Genomic DNA, 15,187 nt, shown 5'->3' on the forward strand with positions numbered 1-15,187 from the left:
TTACTCGTGGCTACGCTGCAACGCTTCTAGCTTTGCAGCGTAGAGCCCGCGATTGTCGGATGGATAAGAAAAGCTCACTGCTTTTTCCATCATTGTCAGCGCTTGTTCAATATTACCGTTAAAATAGTGCGCCTTTGACAACCCTAGATACCCCTCAGCTAAGTACGGCCCCTCTTTTATCGCACGTTTGAAAAATACTTCTGCGCGCTCGTAGTTACCCTTTTTTAATGCATCATTACCTAAGTCGTACCATCGGTAAGGATTGCTATCATCAGCGCGTAAATACAACTCACCTAAATTATTGAGTGCTTGTTTGTCGCCTACACTATCCAACAACACCGCGTAATTGGTCAGTGTATGAATGGATTTATTATCGTTTTCTATTACAAACTCATAGAGGCTTCTGGCTTTTTCAAATAGCCCATGTTTTCGATACAACACTGCAAGTGTATTTATTGTTTCTGGGTTTGTATCGTCAAGTTTCATTGCCTCAGATAGATAGCTATAGGCCAAGCTACCGTTTTTGTTTCCCACTTCTTCAGCCGCCATATTTTGGTAATACATAGAAATAAAAGCATTTTCCGTGATGTATTCACCAAGGTCGTTCGATGCTGACGGGAAGTAATCAATTACCGCTCGACTTCTAAAGAAAATCACCCCATCTTGTTTTTCGTGTTGGGGCTCAAGCACTATGCTGCGAACATGGGTAGAGGTTGTTAGTACACCATTGATTCTGCGATAAAGCGGTGGGGTATGAACTTGTTGATAGAATACGTCAAGACCCACAAGTCTAGCTAACGCTGTTGTAAGCACTGCCAACGACAAACAATTGCCCGATTGCTTACTTAATGCCTCAGAAGCAGTAAATGTTTCACCAACATAATTAAAATGCTGAACGAGTTTATTAAGGTAGTCTGCCAGTCTGAAGTTAGGGGAAGTGTCTTGGTTTTCAGGCGCATAGTAGTACGACAAAAACTCCTGTTGCTGCGCTTGGCTTAGCGAAAATAGTGAGCTGGGTTGTGTTACAGGTGTATATCTAAACGTTGCACTTTCCCATTGAGGTCCTGCTATTTCCGGTTGTTCAACTTTTGCGGTCATTGGCGCACTCTGGCACGCTGACAACAACGCAATGGCAGCGGCACCTATTACCGACCTTTTCATCGACTGACTTATTTTCACTATCGTTCCCTCATATTGCAGCTTCCTTCATGGCAATAGCCTGCTAAGGCTCACATACAACCATACGCATGCAACCTACCACTTAACGAATGTGTTTTTGAAAAACACGCTCACTCAACGTTACCAGAATGACATATTAACAATCAATAGAATCAGTAGGTCTGCACAAGCACAGGCTGTTCATACCATTAAAACTGGTCAAACATAATTGCGTTGCCGTCAGGGTCTTTCACCACAAGATGACCAGGACCACTGTTCCCCTTTACGGGTACATCAATAGAAATACCCTTATCGAGTAAGTGGTCTTGCACAGCACGCACATCACTGGGGTTGAACGTTAGAATATTGTCTTCAAACATCCCTTCAAAAAGACCAATCATTGTTTGACCATTTTTCATGATAAGCCATTTCTCTTCCACCGAACCACACGATGGCATAGCGGCAAATCCCAAAGCTTCATAGAATGTTTTAGATTCTTCAATATTGCTTACCGATAAGCTCAATGAAAACATACCCAATTCCACAACCTTTCTCCTTATTAGAAATTTAAAAAAAAATACTCACATGCTCTAGATTCAATGTAATAGAGCCCTCGTGCAAAAACACTGCGGCTGGTCGCAAATATAAAAAAAGCCAGTGATAAACATATCGACTGGCCTTTTGCGTATCAGTGAATTGCCTTACCCTTTCTGGCTGGCAATCCAGCGGTCAATTTTTTGCTCTAAAATAGCCAGTGGAATACCACCAGTATTTAACACTTGAGCATGGAATTCACGAATATCAAATTTGCTTCCAAGTGCCTTTTCAGCACGAGCACGGAGCTCTTGAATTTTGAGAGCCCCAACTTTATACGACAGAGCCTGTGAAGGTATGGCAATATAACGCTCTACTTCAGCAACCACTTCGGTGCGCGTCATACCTGAGTTTTCAAGCATAAAGTCAATGGCTTGCTCACGTGTCCACCCCTTGGCATGAATACCGGTGTCAACCACAAGACGCATTGCGCGAAGCTGCTCATCCTGAAGCGTACCGTAACGGTTCCATGGATCCTCGAAGAAGCCCATTTCGTAGCCTAAGGTCTCCGAATACAATGCCCACCCCTCACCAAAAGCGGGTAAGAAGCTAAAACGCATAAATGAAGGCAACGCTTCGTTTTCTTGTGCAAGACTAACTTGGAAATGGTGACCCGGTGCGCCCTCGTGAAGATACAGCGTAACGTTACCTGTTGTTAATCGACTCGGTAGATCGTATGCATTGAAGTAAAAGGTCCCCGGTCGCGAACCATCAGGTGTACCAGGCTGATAAGAACCACCTGCACTAAATTGCTCAATAGCAGGGTCGTAGGGTTTAATCTCTAACTCTGATTTAGGCAGTAAAGAAAAGTACTGGTCGATTTTTTTGTCAACTTCTTTGCCAATATCATAGTAGCTCTGTGTTAATGCTTCTCGACTTTCAGGTTTGAACTTAGGATCAGTGCGCACGTAGTCAAAGAATTCATTCAACGTACCTTCAAAACCTACTTCGTCTTTTATTTCAAGCATATCGTTTTTAATACGCTTAACTTCTTTAAGCCCCAAGTTGTGAAGCTCATCCGGTGTCATAGGTAATGTCGTAGAGTCTTCCACCATCAGCTGGTACAACTTAGCACCACCTTTCATGTCACTTAACCCAATGGTTTCACGGGCGACAGACAGATACTCATCTCGAAGGAAATCACGCATGCGTGCAGTTGCATCATAGATAGCTTGCGTCGCTTTTTCGTACTCAGCGGTTAAGCGTGCTTTTTCGTCACTAGAGAAGCTTTCAGGGAACATGTTAATTGGTCCCCAGAATTGCGACTCTTTAAGTGGTATCGCAAGTTGCGTATCCAGCTGTTTTATCACGCGGTCTATCGTCAGCTTGGTTTCAACAACACCACTTTCCATCCCCTCGCGGAACTTGTCGATTGAGCGGTCTGAAATTGCGATATACTCTTCGTGTCTAGCGAGGTTGTTCTCGTAATCTTCAACAGTTTTGAATGGTGCTGCGCCTTTGCCACTCGCAAAAGTCGGGTAGAAAGTATGAAAACCACTGAAATGATTAACCGGGCGCACTTCAGTTAAAGCTTCTATTTCGTCACTCGACATTTGAAGTGAACGTTCTTCGTTATACTTAAAAACGTCATAAGCTAGCTTATCGACATCGCTTAGCTGACTTCTGTCAATGTGCTTTAGTTCAGAAAGATTCAATAGTGTAGCGGTTCTACCAGCCAAGGCATGCGAGTCAGTAAAGAAGTCACCTATCTTGTCAGCGTAGCGCATATCACCACGAAAAATCGCCATAATTGGGTTTAGCTCAATGTCACGCTCATCAGCAGCTGCAAATAGCGCAAACAATTTATCGTGTTCAGTTTTTAGTTCTTGTTTGGCAGTCGCTTGCGCCTTGGGCGCATTATGCTCATGGGCTGTCACTGAAACTGTCCCCAAAGCAAGTGCTACGGCGCCACTTATCAGCAGGGTTTTGAATGCTTTCATAGTATTTCCTTGTTTGTGAGCTTTAAAAGGCTCTTTGTCGTTTTTTATAATCGTTGTGTGGTGTCGATAATTCGCGCTACGTTGGCAAATGAGAGTTTTCATTTTTCCATGCTTTTTCGTAGGCGGGACGGGCCAAAATACGCTTGATATACTCGGCTACATTATCCTGAGGTATTGCCAGTTTGCTGCCTTTAGCCCAAGATAAAATATGACCCGCAATAATATCTGCCATGGTAAACATATTGCCACATACGAACTCATTGTCGCCTAGCATGCTAGAAAACACCGATAATGCGCGTTGAAATTCCCATTCCCCCACTTCTCGCATGTCAGCAATTCGTTTTTCTGCAGGCAATGCAAAGGTATGTTTGGCGATATTCCAAATTGGTTGCTCTAGTTCATTAGTTAGAAACATCAACATTTCTTCGTACTTTGCTCGAGCAAAGCTACCACTTTCAGGAATGAATTCTTGCAAACCGTGGCGCTCGGCCAAGAATGTGACGATTGCAGCAGATTCAGATATTGCGCCCTCATCGGTAACAAGTACCGGAATTTTCGATGCCGCATTAATGGCTTTGAATTTATCACTGAAATGTTCACCTTGTCGCAGGTTTATCAGATGATAATCGTAAGGAAGCCCGAGTTCTTCCAACGCCCACGCGACGCGCACGGAACGTGTCTTGGGATAACCGTAAAGTGTGTACATGCCCAGCCCTTGTATGAACAGATAAGTGTTAACTGTAAGTTGAATAGGTAAAAAGTGCTAGTCGCGAAATGTTACTGAGTTTTTCCATGGCATGACTTGCCACAAGTGTCATGTAAGCAATACAAGGGTTAAACCAAATGCCAGTACACCACAAAAAACAGGGAGACCTAGCGTTTTAAACTTTCGCCAGACTAATGTGGTTACTAGCGTACCAACGACCGTTGCGACCCAACTTGCTTCAGAGGGCACTTTCGGTATTAACGATGCGCCTAGCATGGCAGCTATCATCAACGGCCCCAAAACACTTAACCATATTGGCAAATGCGCTTGTGTATTGTTTGCCTTGTGTTTATTGAAATGCCGCTGCGTCCAGATAAGAGGTGCTACACGCAACCCATATGTGCCTATCGCCGCCACAACAATAGCCACCCAGATATCAGTTTGCATGAGTGTGGTTCCTTTGGGCATACGTTGAAAGAAGATAGAACGCGAGTGCTCCAGCCATTGCGGCTAGTGGTATTGCAGCATTTTTAAAGGTACTTTGCGCGATAACTAGCGCCACGGTAATAGTCACAAGCAGCGCAGTTCCCCATCGTTTATTTGAAAATTTAGGGGCCAGTAATACAAGAAATAAAGCCGGTAGCGCAAACGGCATCACGCTATCTAGCACGGGCCATTTTTGTGTTAGTGTATCGCCAGCAATTGCTCCAACCGTCGTGCCCACTATCCAACTTAACCACGCTACTAATGAAACGCCTTTAAACCATCCCACTTTTTCTGTGTCTTTCATTGTAGGTAGACGGGTGTGGGCGAGTGCAAATATCTGGTCGGTTAAACCGTGCATTAAGTAAGGCCACGCTCGACTTGGTGGTAAGTAAGGCACTAAATTAGGCGCATAGACCACGTGACGCACATTGACCAACAATGTCATACAAACAGCTAGCCACAATGGCGAGCCCGATGCCACCATAGCGACGAGTAAAAATTGTGAAGCCCCAGCGTAAATGAACACTGAGATCAGGGTGGCTTCTAGGGTTGAGAAGCCTGCTTGAACCGCAATAACACCAAAAGAAATAGCGACAGGTATATAACCTCCTAGCAGCGGAAGACCATCTAAAACGCCTTGCTGCCATCCTCCTTTCTGTGTCAGCGCATTCATTCTTTTTCCTCCTTGTGATACACAATCGTTATTAGGCACGTCGCCCATGTATCTTGTGTTTTGTAGACATGGGGTAAGTCGGCATTGAAAACTACACTGTCACCCGGCTTTAAGTGCTGCGTACGCCCTGTATTTCCTGCTTCTAATGCCCCACTCACCAGTACGATTGTTTCTTGCGTGCCTGTGGCGTGAGCTTCGGCCTCTCTCTCAGTATTAGGTGCAATAGACATCCAATAAGCGTCAACGTCGGGCGTCCCTTTCCCCTGCTCTATCAAGCGCACTTCTACGCCTTTCTCACCCACACTTGTACTCAACGGTTGAACCAATTCGCCAAAGGGTACGTCTAGTTGTTTGGCTAAACGCCAAATTGTGTCCAGTGTTGGGTTACCGTTTCCTTGCTCTAGTCTTGATAAATTTGACTTAGCAATGCCTGCCCCTGCAGCAAGTTGAGACAAAGACATGCCTTTTTCTTGTCTAAGCTTTTGTAAATGCCTGCCTAGGGTGTTTAACGTCGATTGATTCAATGTAGGAAGTCCTAAGTTGCTCTGACACAAACCGTTCCATATAAAGAACGCTCTATATATAGAACACCTTAAAGTCAACAGAATTTTTAAACCTTAAGAGCAAAATCAGGCGTGATATAGTTATAATAATAAAAGGGTACTTCACTCGATGAGCGTGTACCCTTTGCTATATTGGTATGGCAGATTATTCATCAATTCTGCCAGTTGTTGAGGTGACGATTTACGCTAAACCATACAAAATGCATTAAGCTTGTTGCCGTCAAGATCACGAAAATATCCGGCATAAAACCCTTTATCGGCGCTTTCTGGTCGAAATCCCGGTGCCCCCTCACATGTTCCACCAAGGGCCAGCGCCTTTTCATAAAACGCATTAACCTGTTCTGGGTTTTCAAGGGCAATAGCAGCCATATTACCATTGCCAACGGTTGCCGTTTCCTTGTTAAAAGGAATGGTAACCCCAAAAGAAACTTCACCCGGCTGACGCGCCCAAGCGATAAAATAGTTCTCTTCCTCCATAAAGCGCTCTGCGCCAATAGTGCCTAATAGCGCATCGTAAAAGCTGCCAGCCTGCGCCAAGTTGTTTGTGCCTACTAATACATAGCCAATCATTTTTATCTCCTTGCTGTTTTAAACACGAATTCATCATATTCATTGACTACTGACAGTAAGTGTCAGTAGTGTTTTCTTATTATCAGGTTTAACGACAAAACGGATATGAGTTATGCGAAAAGCAGAGCGACTCAATGAAATTGTGCATCACCTAAGGCGAATGCATCACGCGACTACCGCCCAAACACTCGCGGACCTATTTGAAGTAAGTGAACGCACGATTTACCGTGATATTCAAGACTTGGTGGACTCAGGCATTCCCATTTCAGGTGAGGCGGGTGTGGGGTACCTCATTGACAAAAAATATCACTTGCCCCCCATTATGTTCGATGCCGATGAAATTGAGGCAATTGCACTAGGCATTGGGATGGTAAGTAATTGGACAGACGATGCCTTTGCGCAAAAAGCCCAAAGTGCCTATCAAAAAATACAAGCGACGCTCACTGAAAGGATGATCCACGAGCTTACTCAAATAAGTACGTTTTCAGCGCCTAGTCGCTATAAGATCCCATGGGAAGTTAACTTCACCGAAGTCAGAGAGTGCATTCGCCGAAAGCAGTTTGTCACGTTTTGCTATTTAGATCTTAAAGAGCAAAAAACTGAGCGCACGATTAGACCACTGGCGTTAATCTCTTTTAGCCCTATTTGGTTGCTTGCTGGATGGTGTGAGGTTCGCCAAGACTTTAGAAACTTTCGTTTAGATCGAATTTCTCAATTTAGCGTCACCGCAGAGCGTTTTCGCGATGAGAAAGGAAAGACTTTAACAGATTACTTAGCACTGATTGAAAACGACCAGTGAAGCATATGAGAAAGTGAAAAAAGAACTATTTGACGGAAAAATCGAAAACATGGCCTGCAACGGATTGAGTATTGAGCGATTTGCCAAGCGTTATGGGAACAGAGGGTTTAAAACATAGCGAGCGTAGGTGGCGAACCTAGTAAGTTCGCCACCTTTTCCTATGCTGTGAATTACCGTTGCGCCTATGCTTCTTGATTGCGCAAGAATACCAACTCAGTCGATGAGCTTTGTTCTTCGCTATATTGATAGCCGTCGACATCAAAAGCTTTTAGCCCTTCAACATCAGCAACACGATTTTCCATAATGTATCGCGCCATTAAGCCGCGTGCTTTTTTAGCGAAAAAGCTAATGATTTTGTACTGACCGTTTTTGTAATCTTTGAAATGCGGTGTAATAACCATGCCATCTAGCTGTTTTTTCTTAACAGCTTTAAAATATTCATTGGAAGCGAGATTAATTAAGACATTATCACCCTGTACACTAAGTGCTTCATTAAGCACGTCAGTAATGCGCTCGCCCCAAAATGCATATAGGTCTTTTCCTTCTGAATTCGCCAGCTTAGTTCCCATTTCAAGTCGATAGGCTTGCATTAAATCCAGCGGGCGTAAAAGTCCGTAAAGTCCCGATAATATCCGCAAGTGATCTTGTGCATATTCCACTGTCTCGCTATCTAAGGTGTAGGCATCAAGTCCAGTGTAAACATCGCCGTTAAACGCATACATAGCCTGACGCGCATTGTCTTTGGTAAACGGCGTTGAAAACTCAGCAAATCGATTAGCGTTAAGCGTGGCAAGCTTGTCACTTATCTTCATCAGCGATGATAAATCGGCCGGCGACAAGGTTCTGCATACTTTCATTAGACGTTCGGTGTCTTCAAGCATACTAGGTTGCGTAAATGTACTTACCGGAATTTCGCTTTCAAAATCGAGATTTTTTGCTGGGGACACTACAACTAACATTTCAACTCCTTCAATCAACTACAACGCCATTGTACCACTTGATACGCAAGAAACCGTAAAATGGCATAAGAAAGACTCAAATTGGCTTAACAGAGAAATCCGATTAGCGGCTATTTTATCCAAATCTTCCCCAAATCCCATTCCATATATTTAGTGGGTTTGGTATAAATAGTGTATTCCTTGAATGTTTGATCCAATCAAACCGCTAGACCCTACAACGCATTAGCGAAACCAACAATTAATGCTTGCTACAAAAGCGAGCTATCCAACGCTGTTAGAGTGCACTGCTCTAAATAGCAAAATGTAGAATACTGAAATAAAGAACAGAGAGAACTATGAGCAATCAGCTAGCTTCATTACGTGATATTACTACTGTAGTTGCAGACACGGGCGATATCGACGCGATTAAAAAATACCAGCCAGTAGATGCCACTACTAACCCATCGTTGCTGTTAAAAGCAGCTAGCCTACCGCAGTATGCTAGCCTAATTGATGATGCGGTTGCATGGGCAAAGCTTCAATCAAATGACGCTGACCAGCAGCTTACCGACGCGGCAGACAAGCTTGCGGTTGCTATTGGTAAAGAAATCTCTGGTACTATCCCTGGTCGTATTTCGACAGAAGTAGATGCCCGCCTTTCATTCGACAAAGCTGCAACCATTGAAAAAGCCGAGCGCCTTGTTCAGCTTTACGAAGACGCTGGTATCGACAAGTCACGCATTCTTATCAAAATTGCGTCTACGTGGGAAGGTATTCAAGCTGCTGAAGAGCTAGAAAAGAAAGGCATTCAGTGCAACCTAACGCTACTGTTTAGCTTTGCTCAAGCACAAGCGTGTGCTGAAGCTGGCGTCTACCTTATTTCTCCTTTCGTGGGTCGTATTCTTGACTGGTACAAAAAGGCCACAGGCACTGAGTCATATGCACCTGAGGAAGATCCTGGCGTAGTATCAGTGACGAAAATTTACAACTACTACAAAGAGCACGGTTACAAGACTGTCGTTATGGGCGCAAGTTTCAGAAACATCGGCGAAATTCAGGCATTAGCAGGTTGTGATCGCCTTACGATTAGCCCTGCCCTGCTTGAAGAGCTAGCCAACGAGTCAGGTGAGCTTGAAGTGAAGCTTAAAGACAATGGAGCAACCAAAACGCCTGGTGCGCGCTTAACCGAGAGTCAGTTCCGTTGGGATATGAACCAAGATGCTATGGCAACTGAGAAGCTTTCTGAAGGTATTCGCAACTTCGCAGCAGACCAAGATAAGCTTGAAACAATGCTTCGCGAGAAACTTAGCGCTTAAGGAAAAGGTAAAACAATGAGTGTTTTAACGTCACTTCCAGAGTTTGAGAAACTAAACGAGCTTGCGGAATCAGTAAAGCAAGCTCATATGCGTGACTGGTTTGAAAACGACCCAAACCGCGCATCTAGCATGCAGCTAGAGGCCTGCGGTATCTTTTTAGACTATTCCAAAAACCGCGTTTCCTCAGAAGCATTAAAGGGTCTTTTCGACCTGGCACGTGCGTGTAACGTTGAGGGCCTTCGCGATGCAATGTTTGCGGGCGAGCAAATCAACTCTACCGAAGGTCGCGCTGTGCTGCATACCGCCTTACGTAACTTCTCTGACCGCAAGGTAATGGTGGATGGCAAAGATGTTATGCCTGAAGTGCGCGCTACACTTGAGAAAATAGAAGCGTTCACTGCGTCAGTTCACAGTGGTGAGCACAAAGGCTATACGGGCAAGCCGATTAAGCACATTGTTGCTATTGGTATTGGTGGTTCTTTCTTGGGCCCCAAAATTATGACCGAGGCACTTAAGCCACATACTGTAGACGCAGTAAAGGTGCATTTTGTTGCTAACGTTGATGGCTGTCATATCCACGATGTACTCTCAAGCGTCGATTTTGAAGAAACCCTTGTAGTAATGTCTTCAAAGTCATTTTCTACTCAAGAGACACTTCAAAATACGCTAACGGCAAAAGATTGGTTCTTGAAATCGGGCGGTACTCAAGCGGATATTGCAAAGCATTTTGTTGCCGTATCATCAAATGTGAAAGCGGCGACAGAGTTCGGCATTAGCGCTGAAAACATTTTCCCTATGTGGGATTGGGTTGGCGGTCGCTATTCTCTTTGGTCGGCCATTGGCCTCCCTATCTCACTGGCGTTGGGTTTTGAGAACTTTAAAGGTTTGCTTGAGGGTGCGTTTGACATGGATACGCACTTTACCACAGCGCCACTTGAGCAAAACATGCCAGTACTACTGGCGTTACTAGGCGTATGGTATCGCAACTTCTTTGATGCGCAATCTCACGTACTTTTACCTTACTATCACTACTTGCGCGGTCTTCCTGCCTACGTGCAACAGTTGGATATGGAAAGTAACGGTAAAGAAGTGACGCAAGAAGGCGAGAGCGTTGATTACCCCACCGGCCCTATCATTTGGGGCAGTGAGGGTACAAATGGCCAGCACAGCTTCCACCAGCTTATTCACCAAGGCTCTGGCGTTATTCCTGCTGACTTCATGCTTCCGCTTAAAGTACCGAATCAAGACGACACGCACCACGCCATGCTTGCGTCGAATTGCTTTGGTCAAACACAAGCATTGATGCAAGGTAAGACCTTTGAAGAATGCTACGCCGATTTAGACGGTAAGGGCTTAGATGATGCAGAGCGTAAGCGTTTAGCGGCGCACAAGACGATGCCGGGCAATAAACCTAGCAACACGATTTTGTTTGAAAGCTTAACCCCTAAAATTCTTGGCGCGTTGGTTGCAATGTATGAGCATAAGGTATTCGTTCAGGGTGTTATCTGGAACCTAAACTCTTTTGACCAATGGGGCGTAGAATTAGGTAAAGTACTAGGAAACCAAGTACTTGCAGGCATTCAGGGTGAAGCAGACAAAGACAACTTCGATGCATCAACCCAACAACTGATTGCTAAATTCAGAGCAGCGAATGCACCAAAATAAGGAAACCGAGGTAAGCTAAGCTTGCCCATTTGGTGCAAAAAACAAACTGAGCGGTCATCTTTTATACAAATGAAAGATGGCCGTTTTTTTATAGCAATGTAAATTAAGCACGTAACGACAAATAAAAATGCACGACATTGCTGCGCTCAATTGGCTACTAAAAATACAAATAGTATCAATTGGATAGCCATTTTGTTCACGCTTTAAACATATCTAACGAATCCTTGCCTGTGTCATCATAACGTCACATTTTGTTAATAAAAGGTAAATTAAACTATTTTATTTTAGTGGCGGCTGTGATACAAAATTGTACAGAGGGAAAAATAATAACGCTCTGTATTAGTTGTAGTGGTATAAAAAGGAGATCCCAGTGGATAAATCAGATCTATTTGCCATGTTAGACATCGAAGCAAGCCCAGCAAAAACCAAAAGCAAAAAACGTAAGTGGAGAGAAATCGAAGCGCTGCAAGATCGCTACAAGTTAGAAAAAGAACTCGCCGAACTAGATTGTGGTTTCGAATACGAGTTGGAAACACTGGAAAGATAACAAAAAGGCCGCCTGAACATTCAGGCGGCCTTTTTACTTTCTTAAGGGTAATTCGCAACCGCGTATGATTATTTATGCGCGATTACGCTTTATATGCTTTGTTGTGAAACTAGCGTTTTATTACCCTCGTACGTTATCTGTGTAGCAACGTTCCAGATATACTGGCCACCAGTTCTGCTAGCCAACAGTTACACTTGCCAATCGATAGGCGTCTTCCCTTTTGACGCGAGATAAGCATTTGCTTGACTGAAGTGCGCACAACCAAAAAAACCGCGGTATGCTGATAGCGGAGACGGGTGTGGGCCACTTAAGACGTGATGCTTGTCACGATTAATATGCTTTCCTTTTTTTTGTGCATGACTGCCCCACAACAAAAACACCACGTTTTCACAATGTTCGTTAACGGTGCTGATCACTTTATCGGTAAAGCGCTCCCAGCCCCATTTGGCATGACTGTTAGCCTGCCCTTGTTCCACAGTAAGTACGCTATTAAGTAACAGCACACCTTGCTGCGCCCATGAAGTTAGCGTGCCATGTTCTGGGATAGCAAAGCCGTCAATGTCGGTAGCCAACTCTTTATACATATTCACCAAAGAAGGCGGCGTTTTGACACCAGGCAACACTGAAAATGCTAAACCGTGAGCTTGATTTGGGCCGTGGTATGGGTCTTGTCCTAAAATAACCACTTTCACGTTATCAAGCGGCGTTAATGTAAGGGCGTTAAACACATCGTTTTCAGGGGGGTAAATGGTTTTTCCCGCGTCTCGTTCACTGCGAATACGAGAAAGAAGCTCAATGAAATACGCTTGCTGTTTTTCATCAGCAAGCGCGTTGTCCCATGTACTCATGCCTTGAGCAAATCCATCATATGCTGTTTTAGTGCATCGTAAGACGCAGGAAGGTCCACTGCCAAGCTGTCTTCGCCAGCAACATCAGCCAGCGCTTTCGGCAAACTAATAGGATTGCCAAGAACATTCTCAACAGTCTCTCTGAACTTGGCTGGGTGCGCTGTCCCTAGGAATAGACCAATTTCGCCATCTTCTAAGTCGTGACTGACGGCACGATAAGCAATAGCCGCATGGGGTTCACTGGTATAGCCTTGCTGCGCAAGCTGGCGCATAGCAAGCTGCGTATACTCTTCATCAACCATTTCACCTTTCAGGCATGCCTTATCGATGTATCCGCGTTCAATTAGCGCTTCAATACGTGGCCAGTTGTTTGGCTGACTCACATCCATGGCGTTTGACATAGTGGCAACCGTAGTTTTCGGAGCCCACTCACCGGTTTTCAAGTAGCGCGGTACAGTATCGTTAAGGTTAGTAGCTGCAATAAAACGCTTAATAGGAAGACCTAGCGCTTTTGCAATCATACCTGCGGTTAAATTCCCAAAGTTACCGCTTGGTACAGAAACCACTAGCTGGTCGCGCTTGTCTTTAGGCAACTGACTGAAGGCTTCAAAGTAATAGCATACTTGGGCAAGTAGTCGGCTAATGTTGATTGAGTTTGCCGAGTTTAGGTGCAGCCCTTCCCTTACGTCCGGATCATCAAATGCGGTTTTTACCAGTGCCTGACAAGCATCAAAGTCTGATTCAATAGCGACAGTGTGGATGTTGCCACCCAATGTCGTAAATAACTTTTCTTGTAACGCGCTAATCTTGCCTTTCGGGAACAAGATAACCACGTTGATATTATCGATACCGTGGAAAGCATGAGCAACGGCTGCGCCAGTATCACCAGAGGTTGCCGTTAAAATAGTAATCGGTTTACCTTCACTGATGCGTGAAAGGGTTTGCGCCATAAAACGACCACCAAAATCTTTAAACGCAAGCGTAGGGCCGTGGAATAGCTCTAACGAATATACATTGTCGTTCACTTGCTCGACTGGCGCACCAAATGCAAACGCGGTTTCAACAATCGCTTCCAACTCACCATTGTCTAGCTCGTCGCCAATTAACGCTCGCAGTACTTCAATACTGCGCTCTACAAACGGCTTCTCTAATAAGGCGTCAATGTTCTCAAGTGTGGGGATATGTTCTGGAAAATACAGACCTTGGTGCTTTCCTAAACCACGCTTAACGGCTTGTGCAAAACTCGCTGTGTCCGATGAATCTTTTAAATTAACCAATTCCACTTGCTGTACCTTTCTTGTTTTGGCCTTAACCACAATCACTCGGCCTTTAAAATCTTTAATAATTCGTTTGATGCGCCTTAGCAGAGCGCCTTCAAAATTTTGTTTTTATGCGCATCTACTGCTGTGACACTGTTGTGCCCTGTTGAGGAATTCGGCACACATGGCTAAAGCCATCTTCATTTTGAATATAATTTTCGGTTAAATACGCCGCAACCTTTTCTGCCTGGGCTTTGCTTGGGCATACTGCGAAGACTGTTGGGCCAGATCCCGAAATACCAAACGCCAGTGCACCCACACTTTCGCTGAATGCGCGAGCATCGTCAAAGCCGGGTAACAATGACTTGCGATACGGTTCCGCAATAACATCTTTCATCACCGAGGCCGCAAGGGCGAAATCACCGGCATGTAGCGCGTGTACAAATACGCCAAGCTGTCGCCCAAACGTTAATGCAGTCGCCATATCAACGTGTTTTGGCAGTATATCGCGGGCAGCCGCCGTCGATACACTAATCCCTGAATAACAAATAGCGTAATACCACTGGTCATTTAACGGCAGCGACAAGGTGACAGGGCTTTGTGCGCCTGTCATTAACGTCATACCGCCCAAATAACAAGGTGCTACGTTGTCATAGTGCACGCTACCACTGATTTGGCCCTCAAGCTCCCCCATCATGGTAAGTAACGTGTCTTTATCAAATGGATAATCGAAGTAGGCATTTAACGCAACAAAGGCAGCCACAATTGAACTTGCACTTGAACCAAGCCCACTGCCTATCGGTAAATTTTTGTAAAGCGTTAACGCCACAGACTTTGTAGGATTACCCGCCTTTTCCATCTGCTCGCAAAAGTAGTGGTAGCACTTAGTCACAATATTGCTGTCAGCATCACCGGGGAGTTTGTGCGCAAATGGCCCCGTCACGTTAAGTGAGAATACCTCAGCCGCTTTAATCTCCACTTCATCACCCAGTTTAGTGCCGTCTACTGGCGCAAGGGCTGCGCCAAGTACGTCAAACCCTAAACTGACATTTCCTATTGAGGCTGGCGCATAGGCCTTAAGTGCTTTCATTACGTTCTACCTACTACCTTACTACTTTTCATGCG

Annotated in this window: 16 protein-coding genes; 4 read left to right on the forward strand and 12 right to left on the reverse strand. The window is 44.7% G+C overall.

The window, feature by feature from the left end; translation table 11 throughout:
- The 8 genes from JN178_RS15290 to JN178_RS15325 form a co-directional block, all read right to left on the reverse strand.
- Entirely contained in the window at positions 1–1,179 is a 1,179-nt protein-coding gene (locus tag JN178_RS15290) for a tetratricopeptide repeat protein (protein ID WP_232369588.1), read from the reverse strand.
- Positions 1,180–1,367: 188 nt separating this feature from the next.
- Positions 1,368–1,703, reverse strand: coding sequence for a VOC family protein (locus tag JN178_RS15295; protein WP_159577851.1), 336 nt, complete (start codon positions 1,701–1,703; stop codon positions 1,368–1,370).
- A 156-nt stretch (positions 1,704–1,859) separates the two neighbouring features.
- The gene (locus tag JN178_RS15300) at positions 1,860–3,692 is read right to left on the reverse strand and encodes a DUF885 domain-containing protein (protein ID WP_202262282.1); all 1,833 of its coding nucleotides are present in this window, start codon (positions 3,690–3,692) and stop codon (positions 1,860–1,862) included.
- A gap of 76 nt (positions 3,693–3,768) precedes the next feature.
- The gene (locus tag JN178_RS15305; protein WP_202262283.1) at positions 3,769–4,398 is read right to left on the reverse strand and encodes a glutathione S-transferase family protein; all 630 of its coding nucleotides are present in this window, start codon (positions 4,396–4,398) and stop codon (positions 3,769–3,771) included.
- 108 nt (positions 4,399–4,506) lie between these two features.
- On the reverse strand, positions 4,507–4,845 hold the full coding sequence (locus JN178_RS15310) for an AzlD domain-containing protein (protein ID WP_202262284.1): 339 nt from the start codon (positions 4,843–4,845) through the stop codon (positions 4,507–4,509).
- Positions 4,835–5,557, reverse strand: coding sequence for an AzlC family ABC transporter permease (locus tag JN178_RS15315; RefSeq protein ID WP_202262285.1), 723 nt, complete (start codon positions 5,555–5,557; stop codon positions 4,835–4,837). Before JN178_RS15315 ends, JN178_RS15310 begins: the two co-directional genes overlap by 11 nt.
- Positions 5,554–6,018, reverse strand: coding sequence for a helix-turn-helix domain-containing protein (locus tag JN178_RS15320; protein ID WP_232369589.1), 465 nt, complete (start codon positions 6,016–6,018; stop codon positions 5,554–5,556). Before JN178_RS15320 ends, JN178_RS15315 begins: the two co-directional genes overlap by 4 nt.
- A 288-nt stretch (positions 6,019–6,306) precedes the next feature.
- Positions 6,307–6,690, reverse strand: a complete 384-nt coding sequence (locus JN178_RS15325; RefSeq protein WP_202262287.1) for a VOC family protein — start codon at positions 6,688–6,690, stop codon at positions 6,307–6,309.
- A gap of 112 nt (positions 6,691–6,802) precedes the next feature.
- On the opposite strand from JN178_RS15325, the gene JN178_RS15330 reads away from it, so the two are divergent.
- Positions 6,803–7,489, forward strand: a complete 687-nt coding sequence (locus tag JN178_RS15330) for a helix-turn-helix transcriptional regulator (protein WP_202262288.1) — start codon at positions 6,803–6,805, stop codon at positions 7,487–7,489.
- A 182-nt stretch (positions 7,490–7,671) separates the two neighbouring features.
- Here JN178_RS15330 and yaaA read toward each other — a convergent pair whose 3' ends face one another.
- Positions 7,672–8,448 (reverse strand): peroxide stress protein YaaA, encoded by a 777-nt coding sequence (gene yaaA, locus JN178_RS15335; protein ID WP_202262289.1) that lies wholly within the window; start codon positions 8,446–8,448, stop codon positions 7,672–7,674.
- 335 nt (positions 8,449–8,783) lie between these two features.
- On the opposite strand from yaaA, the gene tal reads away from it, so the two are divergent.
- The 3 genes from tal to JN178_RS15350 all read left to right on the forward strand — a co-directional run bounded on the left by tal (position 8,784) and on the right by JN178_RS15350 (position 11,955).
- Positions 8,784–9,743: a transaldolase gene (gene tal / locus JN178_RS15340; RefSeq protein WP_159626714.1), complete on the forward strand. Its 960-nt coding sequence runs from the start codon at positions 8,784–8,786 to the stop codon at positions 9,741–9,743.
- Between the two features lie 15 nt (positions 9,744–9,758).
- The gene (gene pgi / locus JN178_RS15345) at positions 9,759–11,408 is read left to right on the forward strand and encodes a glucose-6-phosphate isomerase (protein WP_202262290.1); all 1,650 of its coding nucleotides are present in this window, start codon (positions 9,759–9,761) and stop codon (positions 11,406–11,408) included.
- Positions 11,409–11,778: 370 nt separating this feature from the next.
- Entirely contained in the window at positions 11,779–11,955 is a 177-nt protein-coding gene (locus JN178_RS15350; protein WP_012519516.1) for a DUF3545 family protein, read from the forward strand.
- Between the two features lie 188 nt (positions 11,956–12,143).
- Here JN178_RS15350 and ung read toward each other — a convergent pair whose 3' ends face one another.
- The 3 genes from ung to thrB form a co-directional block, all read right to left on the reverse strand.
- Positions 12,144–12,803 (reverse strand): uracil-DNA glycosylase, encoded by a 660-nt coding sequence (ung, locus tag JN178_RS15355; RefSeq protein ID WP_202262291.1) that lies wholly within the window; start codon positions 12,801–12,803, stop codon positions 12,144–12,146.
- Entirely contained in the window at positions 12,800–14,086 is a 1,287-nt protein-coding gene (gene thrC, locus JN178_RS15360; RefSeq protein WP_202262292.1) for a threonine synthase, read from the reverse strand. The genes ung and thrC overlap by 4 nt, the downstream gene beginning before the upstream one ends.
- A gap of 115 nt (positions 14,087–14,201) precedes the next feature.
- A complete protein-coding gene (thrB, locus tag JN178_RS15365; RefSeq protein ID WP_202262293.1) occupies positions 14,202–15,152 on the reverse strand; it encodes a homoserine kinase in 951 nt (316 codons plus the stop codon).
- Positions 15,153–15,187 lie beyond the last annotated feature (35 nt).

Origin of the sequence: Alteromonas sp. KC3, assembly GCF_016756315.1 — a bacterium.
Classification (GTDB): Bacteria; Pseudomonadota; Gammaproteobacteria; order Enterobacterales; family Alteromonadaceae; genus Alteromonas.